Annotated in this window: 15 protein-coding genes and 1 pseudogene; 6 read left to right on the top strand and 10 right to left on the bottom strand. The window is 71.9% G+C overall.

What is annotated here, in order from left to right; genetic code table 11:
- Positions 1-7: 7 nt before the first annotated feature.
- Complete coding sequence (locus ACWEBX_RS01275) at positions 8-886, bottom strand: NAD-dependent epimerase/dehydratase family protein (RefSeq protein WP_451882834.1); 879 nt, start codon at positions 884-886, stop codon at positions 8-10.
- A gap of 119 nt (positions 887-1,005) precedes the next feature.
- On the opposite strand from ACWEBX_RS01275, the gene ACWEBX_RS01270 reads away from it, so the two are divergent.
- The 4 genes and pseudogenes from ACWEBX_RS01270 to ACWEBX_RS01255 form a co-directional block, all read left to right on the top strand.
- Positions 1,006-1,848, top strand: a complete 843-nt coding sequence (locus ACWEBX_RS01270) for a helix-turn-helix transcriptional regulator (protein ID WP_451882833.1) — start codon at positions 1,006-1,008, stop codon at positions 1,846-1,848.
- A gap of 324 nt (positions 1,849-2,172) precedes the next feature.
- Entirely contained in the window at positions 2,173-2,649 is a 477-nt protein-coding gene (locus tag ACWEBX_RS01265) for a hypothetical protein (protein ID WP_451882832.1), read from the top strand.
- Positions 2,650-2,967: 318 nt separating this feature from the next.
- A complete protein-coding gene (locus ACWEBX_RS01260) occupies positions 2,968-4,293 on the top strand; it encodes a beta-xylosidase (protein ID WP_451882831.1) in 1,326 nt (441 codons plus the stop codon).
- Between the two features lie 128 nt (positions 4,294-4,421).
- Positions 4,422-5,444, top strand: a pseudogene (locus tag ACWEBX_RS01255) (COG1470 family protein); the annotation flags it as partial.
- On the opposite strand, the gene ACWEBX_RS01250 reads toward ACWEBX_RS01255, so the two are convergent.
- Entirely contained in the window at positions 5,341-5,679 is a 339-nt protein-coding gene (locus tag ACWEBX_RS01250; protein WP_451882830.1) for a P-II family nitrogen regulator, read from the bottom strand. The pseudogene ACWEBX_RS01255 and the gene ACWEBX_RS01250 overlap by 104 nt on opposite strands.
- Positions 5,676-6,983 carry an ammonium transporter gene (locus tag ACWEBX_RS01245; protein ID WP_451882829.1) on the bottom strand — a complete coding sequence of 436 codons (1,308 nt, stop codon included), beginning with the start codon at positions 6,981-6,983 and terminating at the stop codon, positions 5,676-5,678. Before ACWEBX_RS01245 ends, ACWEBX_RS01250 begins: the two co-directional genes overlap by 4 nt.
- 273 nt (positions 6,984-7,256) lie before the next feature.
- Between ACWEBX_RS01245 and era the strand changes: the two genes are divergently transcribed.
- Entirely contained in the window at positions 7,257-8,249 is a 993-nt protein-coding gene (era, locus tag ACWEBX_RS01240; protein ID WP_451882828.1) for a GTPase Era, read from the top strand.
- A gap of 63 nt (positions 8,250-8,312) precedes the next feature.
- On the opposite strand, the gene ACWEBX_RS01235 is transcribed toward era, so the two are convergent.
- The gene (locus tag ACWEBX_RS01235) at positions 8,313-8,666 is read right to left on the bottom strand and encodes a cytidine deaminase (protein WP_451882827.1); all 354 of its coding nucleotides are present in this window, start codon (positions 8,664-8,666) and stop codon (positions 8,313-8,315) included.
- A gap of 43 nt (positions 8,667-8,709) precedes the next feature.
- Complete coding sequence (locus ACWEBX_RS01230) at positions 8,710-9,531, bottom strand: helix-turn-helix transcriptional regulator (protein WP_451882879.1); 822 nt, start codon at positions 9,529-9,531, stop codon at positions 8,710-8,712.
- A 141-nt stretch (positions 9,532-9,672) separates the two neighbouring features.
- On the opposite strand from ACWEBX_RS01230, the gene ACWEBX_RS01225 reads away from it, so the two are divergent.
- Positions 9,673-11,223 carry an MFS transporter gene (locus ACWEBX_RS01225; protein WP_451882826.1) on the top strand — a complete coding sequence of 517 codons (1,551 nt, stop codon included), beginning with the start codon at positions 9,673-9,675 and terminating at the stop codon, positions 11,221-11,223.
- 86 nt (positions 11,224-11,309) lie between these two features.
- Here ACWEBX_RS01225 and ACWEBX_RS01220 read toward each other — a convergent pair whose 3' ends face one another.
- From ACWEBX_RS01220 to ACWEBX_RS01200, 5 genes are all read right to left on the bottom strand, one after another.
- A complete protein-coding gene (locus ACWEBX_RS01220) occupies positions 11,310-11,669 on the bottom strand; it encodes an MmcQ/YjbR family DNA-binding protein (protein WP_451882825.1) in 360 nt (119 codons plus the stop codon).
- On the bottom strand, positions 11,666-12,970 hold the full coding sequence (locus ACWEBX_RS01215) for a hemolysin family protein (protein ID WP_451882824.1): 1,305 nt from the start codon (positions 12,968-12,970) through the stop codon (positions 11,666-11,668). The genes ACWEBX_RS01220 and ACWEBX_RS01215 overlap by 4 nt, the downstream gene beginning before the upstream one ends.
- Positions 12,967-13,464 (bottom strand): rRNA maturation RNase YbeY, encoded by a 498-nt coding sequence (gene ybeY, locus ACWEBX_RS01210; protein ID WP_326787904.1) that lies wholly within the window; start codon positions 13,462-13,464, stop codon positions 12,967-12,969. The genes ACWEBX_RS01215 and ybeY overlap by 4 nt, the downstream gene beginning before the upstream one ends.
- A gap of 12 nt (positions 13,465-13,476) precedes the next feature.
- Complete coding sequence (locus tag ACWEBX_RS01205) at positions 13,477-14,535, bottom strand: PhoH family protein (RefSeq protein ID WP_451882823.1); 1,059 nt, start codon at positions 14,533-14,535, stop codon at positions 13,477-13,479.
- Positions 14,536-14,703: 168 nt separating this feature from the next.
- The gene (locus tag ACWEBX_RS01200) at positions 14,704-15,807 is read right to left on the bottom strand and encodes a carbohydrate kinase family protein (RefSeq protein ID WP_451882822.1); all 1,104 of its coding nucleotides are present in this window, start codon (positions 15,805-15,807) and stop codon (positions 14,704-14,706) included.
- Positions 15,808-16,125 lie beyond the last annotated feature (318 nt).

Below are 16,125 nucleotides of genomic sequence, written 5' to 3'. Positions count from 1 at the left end.
GGGCAGGTCACAGGGCGCCGGCGTCGCGGGCCGTCCACAGGGACGGGTACACCGGGCGGAAGCCCAGGTCGTGGCGGATGCGATCGGTGGACACGATGCCGTTCCAGGGGTCGGGGTCGGTGCGCTCGTACAGGGCGGGCGGCACCTCGACCCCGTTGATCCGGTGCAGGTCGACGGTGGTCACGGGGGCGTCGTCGGCGATGTTGTAGACCGGGGTGCCGCCCACGCCGGGGGCCTGGAGCAGCCGGAGCAGGCCCTGGGCGACGTCCGCGTGGTGGACCATCTGAAGCCGCTGGGTGGCGGCCCACTGCCCGGCCCACCTCAGCGAGGCGGCGAGATGCGGGTCGCCCTCCCCGTACACGAAGGGCAGGCGGCCGATCCGGACCTCCATGCCGCCCTCCAGGGCGAGCAGGCCCCGCTCCGCCTCCGCCTTGGAGGCCGGGTAGGCACCCCACATCTCGCCGCCGGGCACGCTCGGGTCGTCCTCGGTGAGCGGGCGGCCCCGGCCGGTTCCGTACACCAGATTGGTGCTGGCCTGCACGAACCTGCGCACCCCCGCGGAGACGGCGGCGCGGCCCAGTTCCAGCGCGGCGTCGCGGTTGACCGCCCAGGCCTCGTCGTCCGGGACGCCGCGGAAGGCGGCCGCGATGTTCACCACAGCGTCCACGCCCGCCAGGGCCTTGCCCAGGGTCTCGGAGTCGCGCAGGTCCCCGACGGCGATCTCCGGCCCGCGGCCGGTCGGGCCGGTGAGTCCGGCCAGGGCCGTCGCCCGGGACTCGTCGCGGACCAGGATCCTCACCCGGTCGCCGGCGGGTGCCTGCCGCAGCAGACGGGGTACGAAACGGCGTCCGACCTCGCCGGTGGTTCCGGTCACCAGTGTCAGCATGATGTGTTCCTCTCGTCGGCCTCCACCGTCCCCCCGTGCCGGGCGGGGCGGGAGAGACCTCCTGATCCAGGGACCGGCGGTCCCTGGATAAGACCGGTGGCCTGCGTCACCCTGGAGTGGTGGACCGATCCGAGACAGCCGACTTCCTGCGCCGCGGCCGGGCCCGTCTGGAGCCCTCCGACGTGGGGCTCCCGGCCGGCTCCCGGCGCCGCACCCCCGGCCTGCGCCGCGAGGAGGTGGCGGCGCTCGCGGGCATGTCCGTGGACTACTACACCCGGCTCGAACAGGCCCGCGGGCCGCGCCCCTCCCGTCAGATGCTGGGCGCGCTGGCACGGGCTCTGCGGCTCACCGGCGACGAGCGGGACCATCTCTTCCATCTGGCCGGCGAGGAACCTCCCCGCGCCGCGGGCGCCTCCTCGCACGTGCGCCCGGGGCTCCTGCTGATCCTCGACCGGCTGCACGACGCGCCCGCCCAGGTCGTGACCGACTACGGCGAGCTGCTCGCGCAGAACGCGATGGCGGCGGCGCTGACGGGCCAGGCCGAACCCGGGCGCAATCTCGTGCGCCGGTTCTTCACCGACCCGGCCTCCCGGTCCCTCTTCCCGCCCGAGGACCGCCCCGAGCACGCCCGCTCCCATGTCGCCAACCTGCGCGCGGTCACCGCGGCCCGCCCCACCGACCCCGCCCCGGCCGCCCTGGTGGCCGAACTCCGCTCCACGAGCGAGGAGTTCGCGGAGCTCTGGGAGTCCCACGAGGTCGCCGTACGGCGCTCCGCGACGAAGCGGTTCCTGAACCCCACGGTCGGCCTGCTGGAACTCGACTGCGAGATCCTGCTCAGCTCCGCCGACAACCAGCTCCTCGTCGTCCACACGGCACGCCCCGGCACCGAGTCCCACGAGCGTCTGCGGCTGCTGCGCGTGGTGGGCCTGCAGGACCTCGCTCCCGCCACCGGCCGGCGGTGACCTCCCGGGCCGCGGAACCGAGTCACCGGCGGCCTTCCCGACCGGGTCCAACTTCGGCCACTTTTCACGACCGTTGAAGGAAAGGGCTCCCTTCCCTTGCAATCGCGAGGCACCCGCGCCTCAATGGGAACCGCACATTCCGACGGACCGTCGGACACGCCTCCGCACGGCGTCCCGCACCCCCACCCGCGGACGGTCCGCGTACACGTCTCCCCGCACCCTCACCGGGCACAGAGGTGAGGAGCCCGTGTGCCCGGACCAGGGCGGACGGCTCCGTCCCGACCATCCCCACATGGCAATTCCCCCACAAGGGAAGGGATTTCGATGAGAGGCAAGCGACTCGCAACAGTCTCGGCGTTAGCCGCCGGCACCCTCGCCGCGACCGGTCTGGCCTTCGCGCCGGCCGCCGCGGCCGTCACTCCCCAGACGGCCACCATCAACGCGACCTGCACCATCGGCGGCGGTGGCACGGCCACCCTCACGGCCACCCAGGACGGCACGGCCGCGACCATCACCCTCAGCTCGACCGCCATCACGGCCCCGATCCCGATCGCCGCGAACTCGGTCACCTCGACGCTCTCCCTGGTGAACGCGAACGGCGGGACCACCGCCTTCACCGGCAAGAAGAACCCCGCGATGGCGGCCGGCAGCGGTGTGTCGGTGGGCCCCCTCGACGGCACCGTCGCCTCCGGCGACAGCCTGGAGTTCTACGGCGGCTCGCTGAAGATGACGATCTTCGGCATCACGATCACCTGCACGGCGGACGCACCGCAGTCCCCGGGCCCGTTCGTCTTCGACTGATCCAGTGAGCCACTGAGCGGTTGAGTCGCTGAGCCGCCGATCCACAGAGCAGCCGATCCACCGCTCCACGACGTGAAAAGGGCCGGTGCCGCCCGCGCGCAGCGGCACCGGCCCGGCTCCCCCGCAGCCCCGCAATCGCCACGTCGGGCGGCAACTCCGGCCCGTGTGAGCCGAGTCGGCGACCATGACAGAAACTGATGGGCCATCAGTCGCTGCGCCGGGTCTCCATTGACTTCTCACACGACCGGCACATCAATGTCCCCCTGTCGGCGCAGACGAGCCGCTGCGCCCGCATCCCTCAGGAGGGGGGCAACACCCATGTCAACCACGGGTCCGACAAGCCGAAGACGCCGTATCGCGGCACTGCTCGGGGCGACCGTACTCGCGCTCACCGTGGGAGGCGCACTGGCCGCTCCGGCCGGAGCCGCACCCACGAACGTGGACTTCCCCACGCACTGCATCCCGCCTGCGATCGCGGGCATCCCGCCGATCGACGGCACCACCACCGCGAAGATCGCGGTGGACAACGCCAGCCCCAAGGTCGGCGACACGGTCACCGTGACCTACACGGTGGTCAGTCCCGCCGCCAGCAACCCCACCGACCTCGCCCTGCCGGCCGACATCATGACGCCGACCGGCAAGGTCACCGTCGGCGGTGCGCAGACGGCCAGCGTCACGGTCACGGGGCCGAAGAAGAACGACCCGGTGCCGGGGCGAGGCGCCTTCCCGTCGTTCTCCATGACCGGCACCTTCACGGTCACCGCTCCCGGCGCGATCACTCTCTCGCCCGGCGACTACAACATCCACACCAGCTACATCCTGGAACTGGACACCCCGTGCACGGTCACCAACCCGCCCGCCCCGGTGTCGGAGACGGTCACCGCGACGGGTGGACAGACCAACACCCGTGCCATCCAGCTCGGTTCGGCCTCCGGCAACCCCGGTGACAGCGTGACCGTCACCGGCAGCGACTTCACCCCGGGTGCCAGCGTCACCCTCGCCGGACGGTCCGGGGCGACCCAGACCGCCGACACGGCGACCGTGACCGCGAACGCCCAGGGCTCCTTCAGCGGCTCGCTCGTCGTCAACGACAAGACGACGACCGGCGTGGTCGCGTACGAGGGAGGAAGCTGGAACCCGGACACCGGAGCCGGTCCCGCCGCCTATGTCGTCATCGACAACACGCCCGTCCCCGACGGCAGTCAGAAGCTCACCACCACGGTGAGGGCGGGAACCCTGTCGATGACCCAGGCCGGTGACGCCGTCGCACTGTCGGCGGTCGACTACGGCACGGGCGGTGCCTCCACGGGCGCCCTGCAGACGGTGACGGTCAAGGACTTCCGCGGCGGGCCCGCGGGCTGGTCCCTGACCGGCAAGGTCACCGACTTCACCGGCCCCGGCGCGAAGATCGGCGCCGGTGCCCTGAGCTGGACCCCGGCCTGCACCACCAAGGCCGGCAGCCCGAGCACCTGCCAGGCCGGTTCGTCCGGCACGGTCGGCACCTCGGGAGCGACCCTGGCATCCACCCCCAACGGGACCCTCACCGGTGGTGAGTTCACCGTGGACGCCGGACTGTCGCTGAACGTACCGGAGTTCACGCCGCCAGGCTCCTACTCCGGAGTGCTCACGCTGACGCTGAGCTGACCGGTCCGCCATTCGACCGGTCGTCCGCACTCCCGGTGGCCGGGCGCGCACCCGCCCGTCCACACAGGGGCGCTCACGCACGACGAGAGCCGCCAGTCCGCCGATGCCGTCCGCGGGGGTCCGCACCCATGCGCAAGCCGTACGCCCTCCTCCTGAGCGCGATCCTGGTCCTGCCCGCCCTCGTGGCCCTCCTGGCCACGCCCTCGTACGCGGCCGACAACGGGAGCTGGTCGGTCTACCCGGTCTCCTCGCGCATCGCCGAGCGGCCCTACTTCTATCTGTCCGCCGACCCCGGCCAGACCCTCAGGGACAAGGTCACCGTCGCCAACAAGACCGGCGGTCCGCTGACGTTCCGGCTCTACGCGGCCGACGCCTACAACACCGCCCGCGACGGCGGTTTCGCCGTCCGCACCCTGTCGGAGAAGCAGCGCGGGGTGGGGGCCTGGGCCGAGCCCGCCCGCGCCCGGGTCACCGTGCCCGCGCACGGCCACGTCACCGTGCCGTTCACGCTCCACGTCCCGGAGGGGGCCGAACCCGGCGACCATCCGGGCGCGCTGGTGGCGCTCGACGAACGGATCGAGAAGGGCTCGGGCTCCCTCTCGGTCGGGGTCCGGCGAGCCGTCGCCGCCCGGGTCTACCTCCGCGTCGGCGGGCCCACCGTCCCCGCCCTCGCCGTGGAGAAGGTGCGCCTCACCCATCACCAGCCGCTGATCCCCGGCATCGGATCCGGCTCGGCCACCGTCTCGTACACCCTCCACAACACGGGCAACGTGACGCTGAACCCGAAGGTGCGGCTGAAGGCCGAAGGCCTCTTCGGGCGGACCCTGCTGTCCCGCGAGCTCGCGGGCATCCCCTCGGAGCTGCTCCCCGGCCAGCGGGTCCGGCTCACCGCGCCCTGGCACGGGGCGCCCCAGCTCGACTGGGGCGACGTGACCTTGACGGCCAGCGCGCCGGGTACCCGGGAGTCGGCGAGCGTGTCGTTCCTCGCGGTGCCGTGGCTCGTGGCCGTGCTGGCGGTCCTCGCGTTCGCCGCGGCCGTGGTGACGCTCAGAGTGCGTCGGGCCCGCGTTCGCCCGTCCGTACCCGTACGACCGTCTCCACGGGTACGGACCACACCTTTCCGTCTCCGATCTTTCCGGTCTGCGCGGCCTTCACCACCGCGTCGATGACCGCGTCGGCCACCGCGTCCTCGACGACGACCTCGATCCGGACCTTGGGAACCAGGTCGACCTGGTACTCGGCGCCGCGGTACACCTCGGTGTGCCCACGCTGACGCCCGTATCCGCTGGCCTCGGTGACGGTCATCCCGTGCACACCGAGCTCCTGCAGGGCGGACTTGACCTCGTCGAGTCGGTAGGGCTTGACGATCGCGGTGATGAGCTTCATGCCTGGGGCTTGACCTTCTGCGCGGCGGGAAGGGACGACGACACCGGGGCGCCGTGGCCCAGGACCCCGTGATCGTAGGCGCTCTCGGCGTGCACCGTAAGGTCCAGGCCGGTCCGCTCGTGCTCCTCCTCGGCCCGCAGCCCCATGAGCCGGTCGATGACGCGGCCGATGCCGTACGTGGCGGCGAACGCGTACGTCCCGACGGCCAGCACACCGACGAGCTGCCGGCCGAGCTGCCCGAGACCCCCGCCGTACAGCAGCCCCTCGGCCCCGCCGGTCATCCCGTGGACGGCGAAGACGCCGATGAGCAGGGTGCCGATGACACCGCCGACCAGATGCACGCCGACGACGTCCAGCGAGTCGTCGTAGTTCAGCTTGAACTTCCAGCCCACGGCGTACGAGCAGACGGCACCGGCGGCGAGCCCGATCGCGAGCGCGCCCAGCAGGGACACCACTCCGCACGAGGGGGTGATGGCGACCAGGCCGGCGACCGCGCCCGAGGCCGCGCCCAGCGTGGTCGGGTGGCCGTCGCGGCGCTGCTCGACGAGGAGCCAGCCGAGCAGGCCCGTGCAGCCGGCGGCGAGCGTGTTGAGGAAGGCCGCCGCGGCCAGACCGTTGGCGCCGAGGGCGGACCCGGCGTTGAAGCCGAACCAGCCGAACCACAGCAGACCGGCGCCGAGCATGACCATCGGGAGGTTGTGCGGGCGCATGGCGTCCTTCTTGAAGCCGAGCCGCGGTCCGAGCACCAGGCACAGCGCCAGTCCCGAGGCTCCCGAGGCGATCTCGACCGGCATGCCGCCCGCGAAGTCGAGGGCGCCGAGACCGTCCCGGATCCAGCCGCCCGGGCCCCACACCCAGTGCGCGACGGGAACGTATACGAGCAGCGCCCAGACGGGCACGAACACGAGCCAGGCCCCGAACTTCGCCCGGTCGGCGACCGCCCCGCTGATGAGCGCGGCGGTGATGATCGCGAAGGTGAGCTGGAACGTGGCGAAGAGCAGGGTGGGGACGGACCCCTGCACGCTGTCCGGCCCGAGCCCGGCCATCCCGGCGTGCTCCAGACCGCCGACGAGTCCGCCGAACGCGTCCTCGCCGAAGGCCAGGGAGTATCCGGCGGTCAGCCACACCACCGTGACCAGGGCGATCGACACGAAGCTCATCATCAGCATGTTGAGCACGCTCTTCGCGCGGACCATGCCGCCGTAGAACAGGGCGAGTCCTGGGGTCATCAGGAGCACGAGCGCGGTGGCGGCTAGCAGCCAGGCTGTGTCGCCGGTGTCGATCCGGGAAGCGGCCAGGGTCACGGTCTCTCCAGCGGAGTGGGGGGCACGGGGCCGGGGGGGCACGGGTGGAGCAGGGCGGGGCACGGGGTGGGGGCGTCGTCAGAGCGTCGTGGGCGTGCGTTTCCGGTTGCGCACGCCCACGTTTCCGGTGTGTTTCATTGCGTCGTGATTACCGATTCCTCACCTTCGAGGCGAGCGGCGCCCGGCCCGGATCACCCCGCGCACGGGAACCGGAACGACAGGTTCACGGCTATCGAACGGCTTGGTACGGCGGGCACCCGACGATCAGGGACAATGGGCGCCATGAGCGTTCGCAACCAGTCATCCGAGCCGTCAAAGGACAGGGGCACCTCTCACGCCCTCGACCCGGTGGAGAACCACCGCGCCGGCTTCGCCTGTTTCGTGGGCCGCCCCAACGCGGGCAAGTCCACCCTCACGAACGCTCTGGTCGGCCAGAAGGTCGCGATCACCGCGAACCAGCCGCAGACCACCCGGCACACCGTGCGCGGCATCGTGCACCGGCCGGAAGCGCAGCTGATCCTGGTCGACACCCCCGGCCTGCACAAACCGCGCACCCTGCTGGGCGAGCGGCTCAACGACATCGTCCGCACCACCTGGGCGGAGGTCGACGTGATCGGCTTCTGTCTGCCCGCGAACGAGAAGCTCGGCCCGGGTGACCGTTTCATCGCGAAGGAACTGGCGTCGATCAAGAAGACGCCGAAGATCGCGATCATCACGAAGACCGACCTCGTCGACAGCAAGACGCTCGCCGAGCAGCTCATCGCGATCGACCAGCTCGGCCGGGAGCTCGGCTTCGAGTGGGCCGAGATCGTCCCGGTGTCGGCGGTCGGGGACACGCAGGTGGGCCTGCTGGCCGACCTGATCGTCCCGCTGCTGCCGGAGGGGCCCGCCCTCTACCCCGAGGGCGATCTGACGGACGAGCCGGAGCAAGTCATGATCGCGGAGCTCATCCGCGAGGCCGCGCTGGAGGGCGTCCGCGACGAGCTTCCGCACTCCATCGCCGTCGTGGTCGAGGAGATGCTGCCGCGTGAGGACCGCCCGGCCGACAAGCCGCTCCTCGACATCCACGCCTTCGTCTACATCGAGCGCCCCAGCCAGAAGGGCATCATCATCGGCCCCAAGGGCAAGCGCCTGAAGGACGTCGGCATCAAGTCCCGCAAGCAGATCGAGGCCCTGCTGGGCACGCCGGTCTTCCTCGACCTGCATGTGAAGGTCGCCAAGGACTGGCAGCGCGACCCCCGGCAGCTCCGCAAGCTCGGCTTCTGAGGCGGCCCGGCAACGTACGGCATCGCCCCGGGGGAGCTCGGTTCCCCCGGGGCGGAGTCGTGCTCAGCCCGCGGTCACCGTCGTGTGCACGGCGCCGTCGAGCCCGGCCAGCAGCACCGGTGTGGCGGGCCCGCCGAGATCCCGTACGGCCGCGCGGTCCGCGTCGGTGACGGCGGCGGCCTCGGACACCACGGCCGCCGACTCCAGGGACTTCGCCCCGGACGCCACGGCCATCGCCACGGCCGTCTGCAGGGCGCTCAGCCGCAGGGACTCCAGCTCCACGGTCCCGGCGACGTAGGTACGTCCCGTCTCGTCGCGTACGGCCGCACCCTCGGGCACACCGTTGCGGGCCCGCGCGGAACGGGCCAGGGTGACGATCTTGCGGTCCTCGGGGTCGAGCGCGCTGCTGTCGGTCATGACCAGAGCATACGAAGTGCCGGCACCGCCCTCCGCCGACGGGTCAGCCGGCCACCGGATACATCGAGCCGCGGCGGCCCTCCGGCGAGGCGAGCCACTCCAGCTTCGCGGCCGTGTTCGCCTCCGGCAGCGGGGTGTGCAGCACGATCGTGAGGTCGGGCCTGACCGGCACCTTCATCGCGGTGGACTCGACCGCGAGCAGTCCCACAAGGGGATGGTCGAGCTCCTTGCGGATCTGCCCGGCGTCCTCGATGTCCCGCCGCTCCCACAGTTCCGCGAACTCGGCGCTGGCCCCGGTCAGCCGGGTCAGCAGCTCGCGGAACCCCTCGTCGTCCGGCGCGGCGGCGCACGACGCGCGGAACTGGGCCACGACGGTACGGGCGTTGAGCTCCCAGGTGCGGGAACGGCCGCGGTAGAGCGGGTCGGTGAAGAAGTCGACGACGCAGTTCTGGGTGATCTCCGGACGCATGCCGAGGACCACCGCGGCGGCGTCGTTGTACAGGACGCAGTTGTAGTACGGGTCCATGATGTGCGCCGGATACGGCATCCACGTGTCGATCAGCCGCCGCAGCCCGTCGCACATGTCCCGGTCCCCGGGGGCGACTTCGGGCGCGGGCGGGTTCAGTCCGGCCAGCGTGTACAGGTGGCGCCGCTCGGTGTTGCTGAGCCGCAGCACGCGGGCGACGGAGTCCAGGACCTGCGGCGACACGGATATGTCCCGCCCCTGTTCGAGCCATTGGTACCAGGAGGCGCCCACGCCGGCGAGGACGGCGACCTCCTCGCGGCGCAGCCCCGGTGTGCGGCGGCGGGCTCCGCCGCCCGGGAGTCCGGCCTCGGCCGGTGAGACCCGCGCCCGGCGGCTCATGAGGAACTCGCGCAGTTCCGGGCGTCGTTGGGATTTCGGCGCGTCCTCCGTCACGTGTCTCCCCCTTCGGTGACTGGTGGTGCGGCCACCAGCATAAGTTCCGGCTCCCCACGGATGTTCCGGCCGCAGCAAGCTCGTGCCATGACCACGAACACGACCACCGAGTCCAGCGCCCGCACCCCCGGCACCGGCACCGGCACCGGCACCGGCACACCGGGCATCGATCCGGGCACCACGAACGGCCCCCGGGCCGACACCTCCACCGCTTCCCCCGCCCGTGCGAAGGACGGCGGGCCACCGCGCCCGGACCGGCTGTCGGGCCGCGACGCACTCGTGCTCTTCGTGCTGTGCGCCGCCCAGTTCATGGTCGCGCTGGACTTCTCCGTCCTGAACGTGGCGCTGCCCGTGCTCGGCCGGGACCTCGGCATGAGCCCGTCGGCGCTCCAGTGGGCGGTCACCGCCTTCGCGCTGCCGTCCGGCGGGTTCCTGCTCCTCTTCGGCCGGATCGGCGACCTGTTCGGCCGCCGGGGGCTCTTCCTCGCCGGGCTGACCGTGTTCGGGGCGGCCTCGCTCCTCGCGACCCTCGCCTGGGACCCGGCGTCCTTCCTGGCCGGACGGGCGCTGCAAGGACTCGCCGCGGCGGCGATCGTGCCGGCCGGTATGTCGCTGCTGACCACGACCTTCCCCGAGGGCCCCGCCCGGGACCGCGCGCTCGGCATCTCCGGCACGCTCCTGTCCCTCGGCTTCACGGTCGGCATGGTGGCGGGCGGTGTCCTGACCGACGTGCTGGGCTGGCGTTCGACGATGGGGCTGCTGTCGCTGTTCGCGCTGGTCGTGCTGCCGCTCGCCGCCGGTCTGCTGCCCGCGGCCGGCCCGCGGCACACGGGCACCGCGGACCGCCCCCGCCTGGACATCCCCGGCGCGGTCACCGTCACCGGCGGACTGCTGGCTCTGATCTACGCCCTGTCGTCGGCGGCGGACCGCGGTTTCGGCGGGGCGGACGTCGTCACGACACTCGCCGCGGGTGTGCTGCTGCTCGTCGCCTTCGTCCGGATCGAGTCCCGCGCCGACGCCCCGCTCGTCAGCCTGAGGATGCTGCGCCGCCCCACGGTGGCGTGGGGCAATCTGGGCGGCCTGGTCACCTTCTCGATGATGTCGACGGTCGTCTTCGTACTGACCCTGTACCTCCAGGAGACGCTCGGCCTCTCGGCCTTCGAGACCGGTCTGGTCTTCGGCACGCAGGGTCTGCTGTCGGCCGTCGCCGGGATGTACGCGCCGAAGGTCATCGGCCGCTTCGGCGCCCGGCGCACGCTGGCCGCCTCGCTCGCCGGCCAGGGCCTGTTCGTGTCGGGGATGCTGCTCCTGAACGCGCACACCTGGTCGGTCTGGATCGCCACCGCCGGGGTGTCGCTGGCCAGCATGTGCCACCTGGGCGCGATCATCTCGTACGGCCTGACCGTCACCTCGGGCGTCCCCGACGAGGAGCAGGGCCTGGCCACCGGTCTGGTGACCTCCACCCAGCAGGTGGGCATCACCGTCGGCATCCCGCTCCTCGGCGTCCTCGCGACCACCTCCGGCGACCTGCTGAGCGGAGTGCACACGGTCCTCGCCCTGGACGCGGCGATCGTGCTCGGGGCGGCGGCGCTGGTCGCGGCGGGACTCGGACGGCGGGGCGCGGCGCGCGCCCGCTGAGGGCGGCGCCGGGCCGTCCCGGGCCAGGAGCGGTCGGCCCTGGGTCAGGAGGGGTCGGCCCTGGGTCAGGAGGGGTCGGCCCTGGGTCAGGGACGGTCGAGGCGCAGCCGCTCGGCCCGCGGCAGGCCGGCCACGACGAGATCGTACGAATCCTCGACGAGCTCCTGGACCAGGCGGTCCGGGAGCTCGCCGTCGACGGTCACCGTGTTCCAGTGCCGCTTGTTCATGTGATAGCCGGGGACGATCAGTCCCGGGTGCTGCTCGCGCAGCCGGAGCGCGTCGTCCGGGTCGCACTTCAGGTTGACCGTGAGCGGGCGTCCGTCGAGGTTCGTCAGCGCGAAGAGCTTGCCCAGCACCTTGAAGACCGAGGTCTCGGGGTTGAAGGGGAAGTCCTCGGCGGTGGCGTTGAAGGACAGGCAGAACGCGCGCAGCTCCTGAGGGGTCACTCCTGCTTCTCCTCCCGAGGGGGCCCGGCCGGGCCGACGGGCTCGACGAGCACGGTGACGATCTTGTTCCGGCGGCCGGCGGCGGCCTCCGCGGTGAGCCGCAGCTCGCGTCCGTCGGGCAGTTCGACCACCGAGGAGGCACCGGCGATGGGTACCCGTCCCAGGGCCTTGGCGAGCAGCCCGCCGACGGTCTCCACGTCCTCGTCGTCGTAGGCCTCGAAGCCGTACAGCTCGCCGAGGTCGCCGATGTCGAGGCGGGCCGTCACCCGGAAGCGGTCGTCGCCGAGCTCCTGGACGGGCGGCAGCTCGCGGTCGTACTCGTCGGTGATCTCGCCGACGATCTCCTCGAGGATGTCCTCGATGGTGACGATGCCGGCGGTGCCGCCGTACTCGTCGATGACGACGGCGACGTGGTTGCGCTCCTGCTGCATCTCGCGCAGCAGATCTCCGGCGTTCTTGGTGTCGGGCACGAACGTGGCGGGCCGCATGGCCGTGGACACCAGCTCGGACTCGGCGTCCCGGCTGATGTGCGTCTTGCGGGCCAGGTCCTTGAGATAGACGATCCCGACGATGTCGTCCTCGTTCTCGCCCGTGACGGGTATGCGGGAGAAACCGGAGCGCAGGGCCAGGGTGAGGGCCTGCCGGATGGTCTTGTAGCGCTCGATGACGACGAGGTCCGTGCGGGGCACCATGACCTCGCGCACGAGGGTGTCGCCGAGCTCGAAGACGGAGTGCACCATGCGGCGCTCCTCGTCCTCGATGAGCGACTCCTTCTCGGCGAGGTCGACCATCGCCCGCAGCTCCGCCTCGGAGGCGAACGGGCCGCGCCTGAAGCCCTTGCCGGGGGTGAGCGCGTTGCCGATCAGGATCAGCAGCGGCGGGATCGGCCCCATGATCCGGGCGAGCGGCAGCAGGACGTAGGCCGCCGCGGTCGCGGTGTTCAGCGGGTGCTGGCGGCCGATGGTGCGCGGCGAGACACCGACCGCGACGTACGACACGAGGACCATGACGGCGATCGCGACCCCGAGGGCCTGCCAGGTCTTGTCGAACTCCTTGAGGCAGGCGAAGACGACGAGCGCGGCGGCCGCCATCTCGCAGACCACGCGGACCAGCAGCGCCACGTTCAGATAGCGCGTCGGGTCCGCGGTGACCTGCGCGAGCTTGGCGCTGCCGCGCCGGCCGCCGCGGACCGCCTCCTCGGCGCGGAAGCTGGAGACACGCGCGAGGCCCGCCTCCGCGCAGGCGGCGAGCCAGGCGACGACGACCAGGACGATGGCACCGACGACAAGCTGAAGGCTCATGACACGGTCGGGGCCGGAGACGGTCCCGTGATGCCCTTCTCCGCGCGCCAGCCGTCCACGATGGCGGCCTGCAGGCCGAACATCTCGGCCTTCTCGTCGGCTTCCTCGTGGTCGTAGCCGAGGAGGTGCAGCACGCCGTGGACGGTGAGGAGCTGGAGCTCCTCGTCCATGGAGTGCTGCGTCGGGGCGTCCTTGCCCTGCTGCTCGGCGACCTCGGGGCAGAGCACGATGTCGCCGAGCAGCCCCTGCGGCGGCTCGTCGTCGTCCTTCGACGGCGGGCGCAGCTCGTCCATCGGGAAGGACATGACGTCCGTCGGTCCCGGCAGATCCATCCACTGGATGTGGAGCTGTTCCATGGCGTCGGTGTCCACGACGATCACCGAGAGCTCGGAGAGCGGGTGGATGCGCATCCGAGCGAGCGCGTAGCGGGCGATGTCGAGGATCGCCTGCTCGTCGACCTCGGTTCCGGACTCGTTGTTGACGTCGATCGACATGGCGGTGCTGGTCTACTTCCCCTTGTGGCCCCGGCTCTTGTGGGAGCCGCTCTCGGTGCCGTTCTCGCTGTCGTACTTCTCGTACGCGTCGACGATACGGCCGACCAGCTTGTGCCGGACGACATCCTGGGACGTGAGCCGCGAGAAGTGGACGTCGTCGAGGCCCTCCAGGATGTCCTGGACCTGCCGCAGACCCGACTTCGTGCCGCTCGGGAGGTCGACCTGCGTCACGTCACCCGTGATCACGATCTTCGAGTCGAAGCCGAGCCGGGTGAGGAACATCTTCATCTGTTCGGCGCTCGTGTTCTGGGCCTCGTCCAGGATGATGAAGGCGTCGTTGAGGGTCCTGCCGCGCATGTACGCCAGCGGCGCGACCTCGATCGTCCCCGAGGCCATCAGCTTCGGGATCGAGTCCGGGTCGAGCATGTCGTGCAGCGCGTCGTACAGCGGGCGCAGGTACGGGTCGATCTTCTCGTAGAGCGTGCCGGGCAGGAAGCCCAGACGCTCGCCGGCCTCGACCGCCGGGCGGGTCAGGATGATCCGGTTGACCTGCTTCGACTGGAGCGCCTGGACGGCCTTCGCCATGGCGAGGTACGTCTTGCCCGTACCGGCGGGGCCGATGCCGAACACGATCGTGTGCTTGTCGATGGCGTCGACGTAGCGCTTCTGGTTGAGCGTCTTGGGGCGGATGGTGCGGCCTCGCGAGGACAGGATGTTCTGCGTGAGCACCTCGGCCGGAGTCTCCTGGCCGTCGCCCTCCCCGTTCTCGCTCGCCCTGAGCATGGCGATCGAGCGTTCCACTGCGTCCTCCGTCATGGGCTGCCCCGTGCGGAGCACCAGCATCATCTCGTCGAACAGGCGCTGGACGAGAGCGACTTCACCGGCGTCGCCGACCGCACTGATCTCGTTTCCCCGGACGTGGATGTCGGCCGCCGGGAAGGCCTTCTCGATCACGCGCAGCAGGGCGTCTCCGGAACCCAGAACGGTCACCATGGGGTGCTTGGCCGGGACGGTGAAGTGCGCGCGCGCCTGCCCCTGTGCGGGGCCGTGAGCTGTGGGTGTCTGAGTCATGGGCCGGCTCTGTAGGCCTGCGTATCCTCCTCGGTCGGCACGCTTGCCACACGGGCAGCCTTGCGGTTCCCAGCGTACGTCGCGGCGCACACGGACCCGTAGGGCTTTTCCCGCGGTGACGAGGTCGTGACCTGAGGAGGCCCCTCGGCCCCTCGGAGCGAGCGGCCCTCAGACCGAGCGGCCGAAGCCGATCGTCGGTACCGCCCGGCGCAGCGGCCAGGGGCGGGTGACCTCGGGGAGCAGGCCCTCCAGGAAGGCGTACCGGCTCAGGGCCGCGGGGTCCTGGTCGGCGACCGAGTGGACCCGGCGCCACCAGGCGGCGATCTCCGACCAGCCGGGCGCCGACAGCGATCCGCCGAACTCCTGGACCGAGAGCGCGGCGGTCAGCCCCGCGAGGGCGAGCCGGTCGGCGAGCGGCCAGCCGGCGAGGGTCCCCGTGACGAAGCCGGCGACGAAGACGTCCCCGGCGCCGGTGGGGTCCAGCGCCTCGACGGCGATCGCGGGGACCTCGGCGCTCTCGCCGGAGCGCCCGTCCACGGCGTAGGCGCCGTCGGAGCCGAGGGTGACGACGGCCAGCGGCACGTGCTCGGCCAGCGCGTGCGCCGCCGCGCGGGGGCAGTCGGCGCCGGTGTAGCGCATGGCCTCCTCGGCGTTCGGCAGGAACGCCTCGCAGTGCGCCAGATCGGCGAGGCCCGCCAGGTCCCAGCGGCCGGTGTCGTCCCAGCCGACGTCCGCGAAGATCCGGGTGCCCCGGCTCGCGGCCTGCTCGATCCAGGGCGCGGTGACCCCCGGGGTCAGCGAGGCGACGGCGGCCCGCGCGTGCGGCGGGAAGTCCGGCGCGGGCTCCTCCAGGGGTGCCTCGTGCCCATGGCTGACCATGGTCCGCTCGCCCTCGTACGCCATCGACACGGTGACCGGCGAGTGCCAGCCCGGCACGGTCCGCGACGGCGTGAGGTCGATGTGCTCGCCCTGCTCCAGGGCGTCCCAGCAGTACTCGCCGTAGTGGTCGTCGCCGAAGGCGGCGGCGAGGGAGGTCCGCAGGCCGAGTCGGGCGAGGGCGGTGGCCATGTTCGCGACGCCGCCGGGGCTCGATCCCATGCCCCGCGCCCAGGACTCGGTGCCGCGCACAGGGGCGGAATCGAGCCCGGTGAAGATGATGTCCAGGAAGACCGTGCCCGTCAGGTAGACGTCCCAGGGCGGGTCGTCTGCCGTGCGCAGCCCGGCGAGCGGGTCGACATGGGCCTGGAGGAACGGTCCCTCGCCGTTGATCACGGTGCGCTCCCTGGGGTGGTACGGATCTGGCCAGTGTGCACCACACCACCCGCCCGGGCCCATGCTCGCCGCCGTGACACCAGCGCTCCACGAGACGGGCGAGACGCACCCCACCCGCCCTCCACCCCACCCCGCCCGGCCCGAGGACCCGCCCGTCACCGGCCAGTCCCACGTCCGGTACCTACCCGGCCCCCGTGCGGGACCCGTCTGACCCTCGTGCCGGACCCGTCTGACCCCCGTGCGGGACCCGTCTGACCCCCGTGCGGGACCCGTCTGACCCCCGTGCGGGACCCGTCTGACCCCCGTGCGGGACCCGTC

Source organism: Streptomyces sp. NPDC005070 (genome assembly GCF_053600395.1).
Note: the sequence above shows the minus strand (reverse complement) of the source record. Positions and strands in the feature narration are given on the sequence as shown.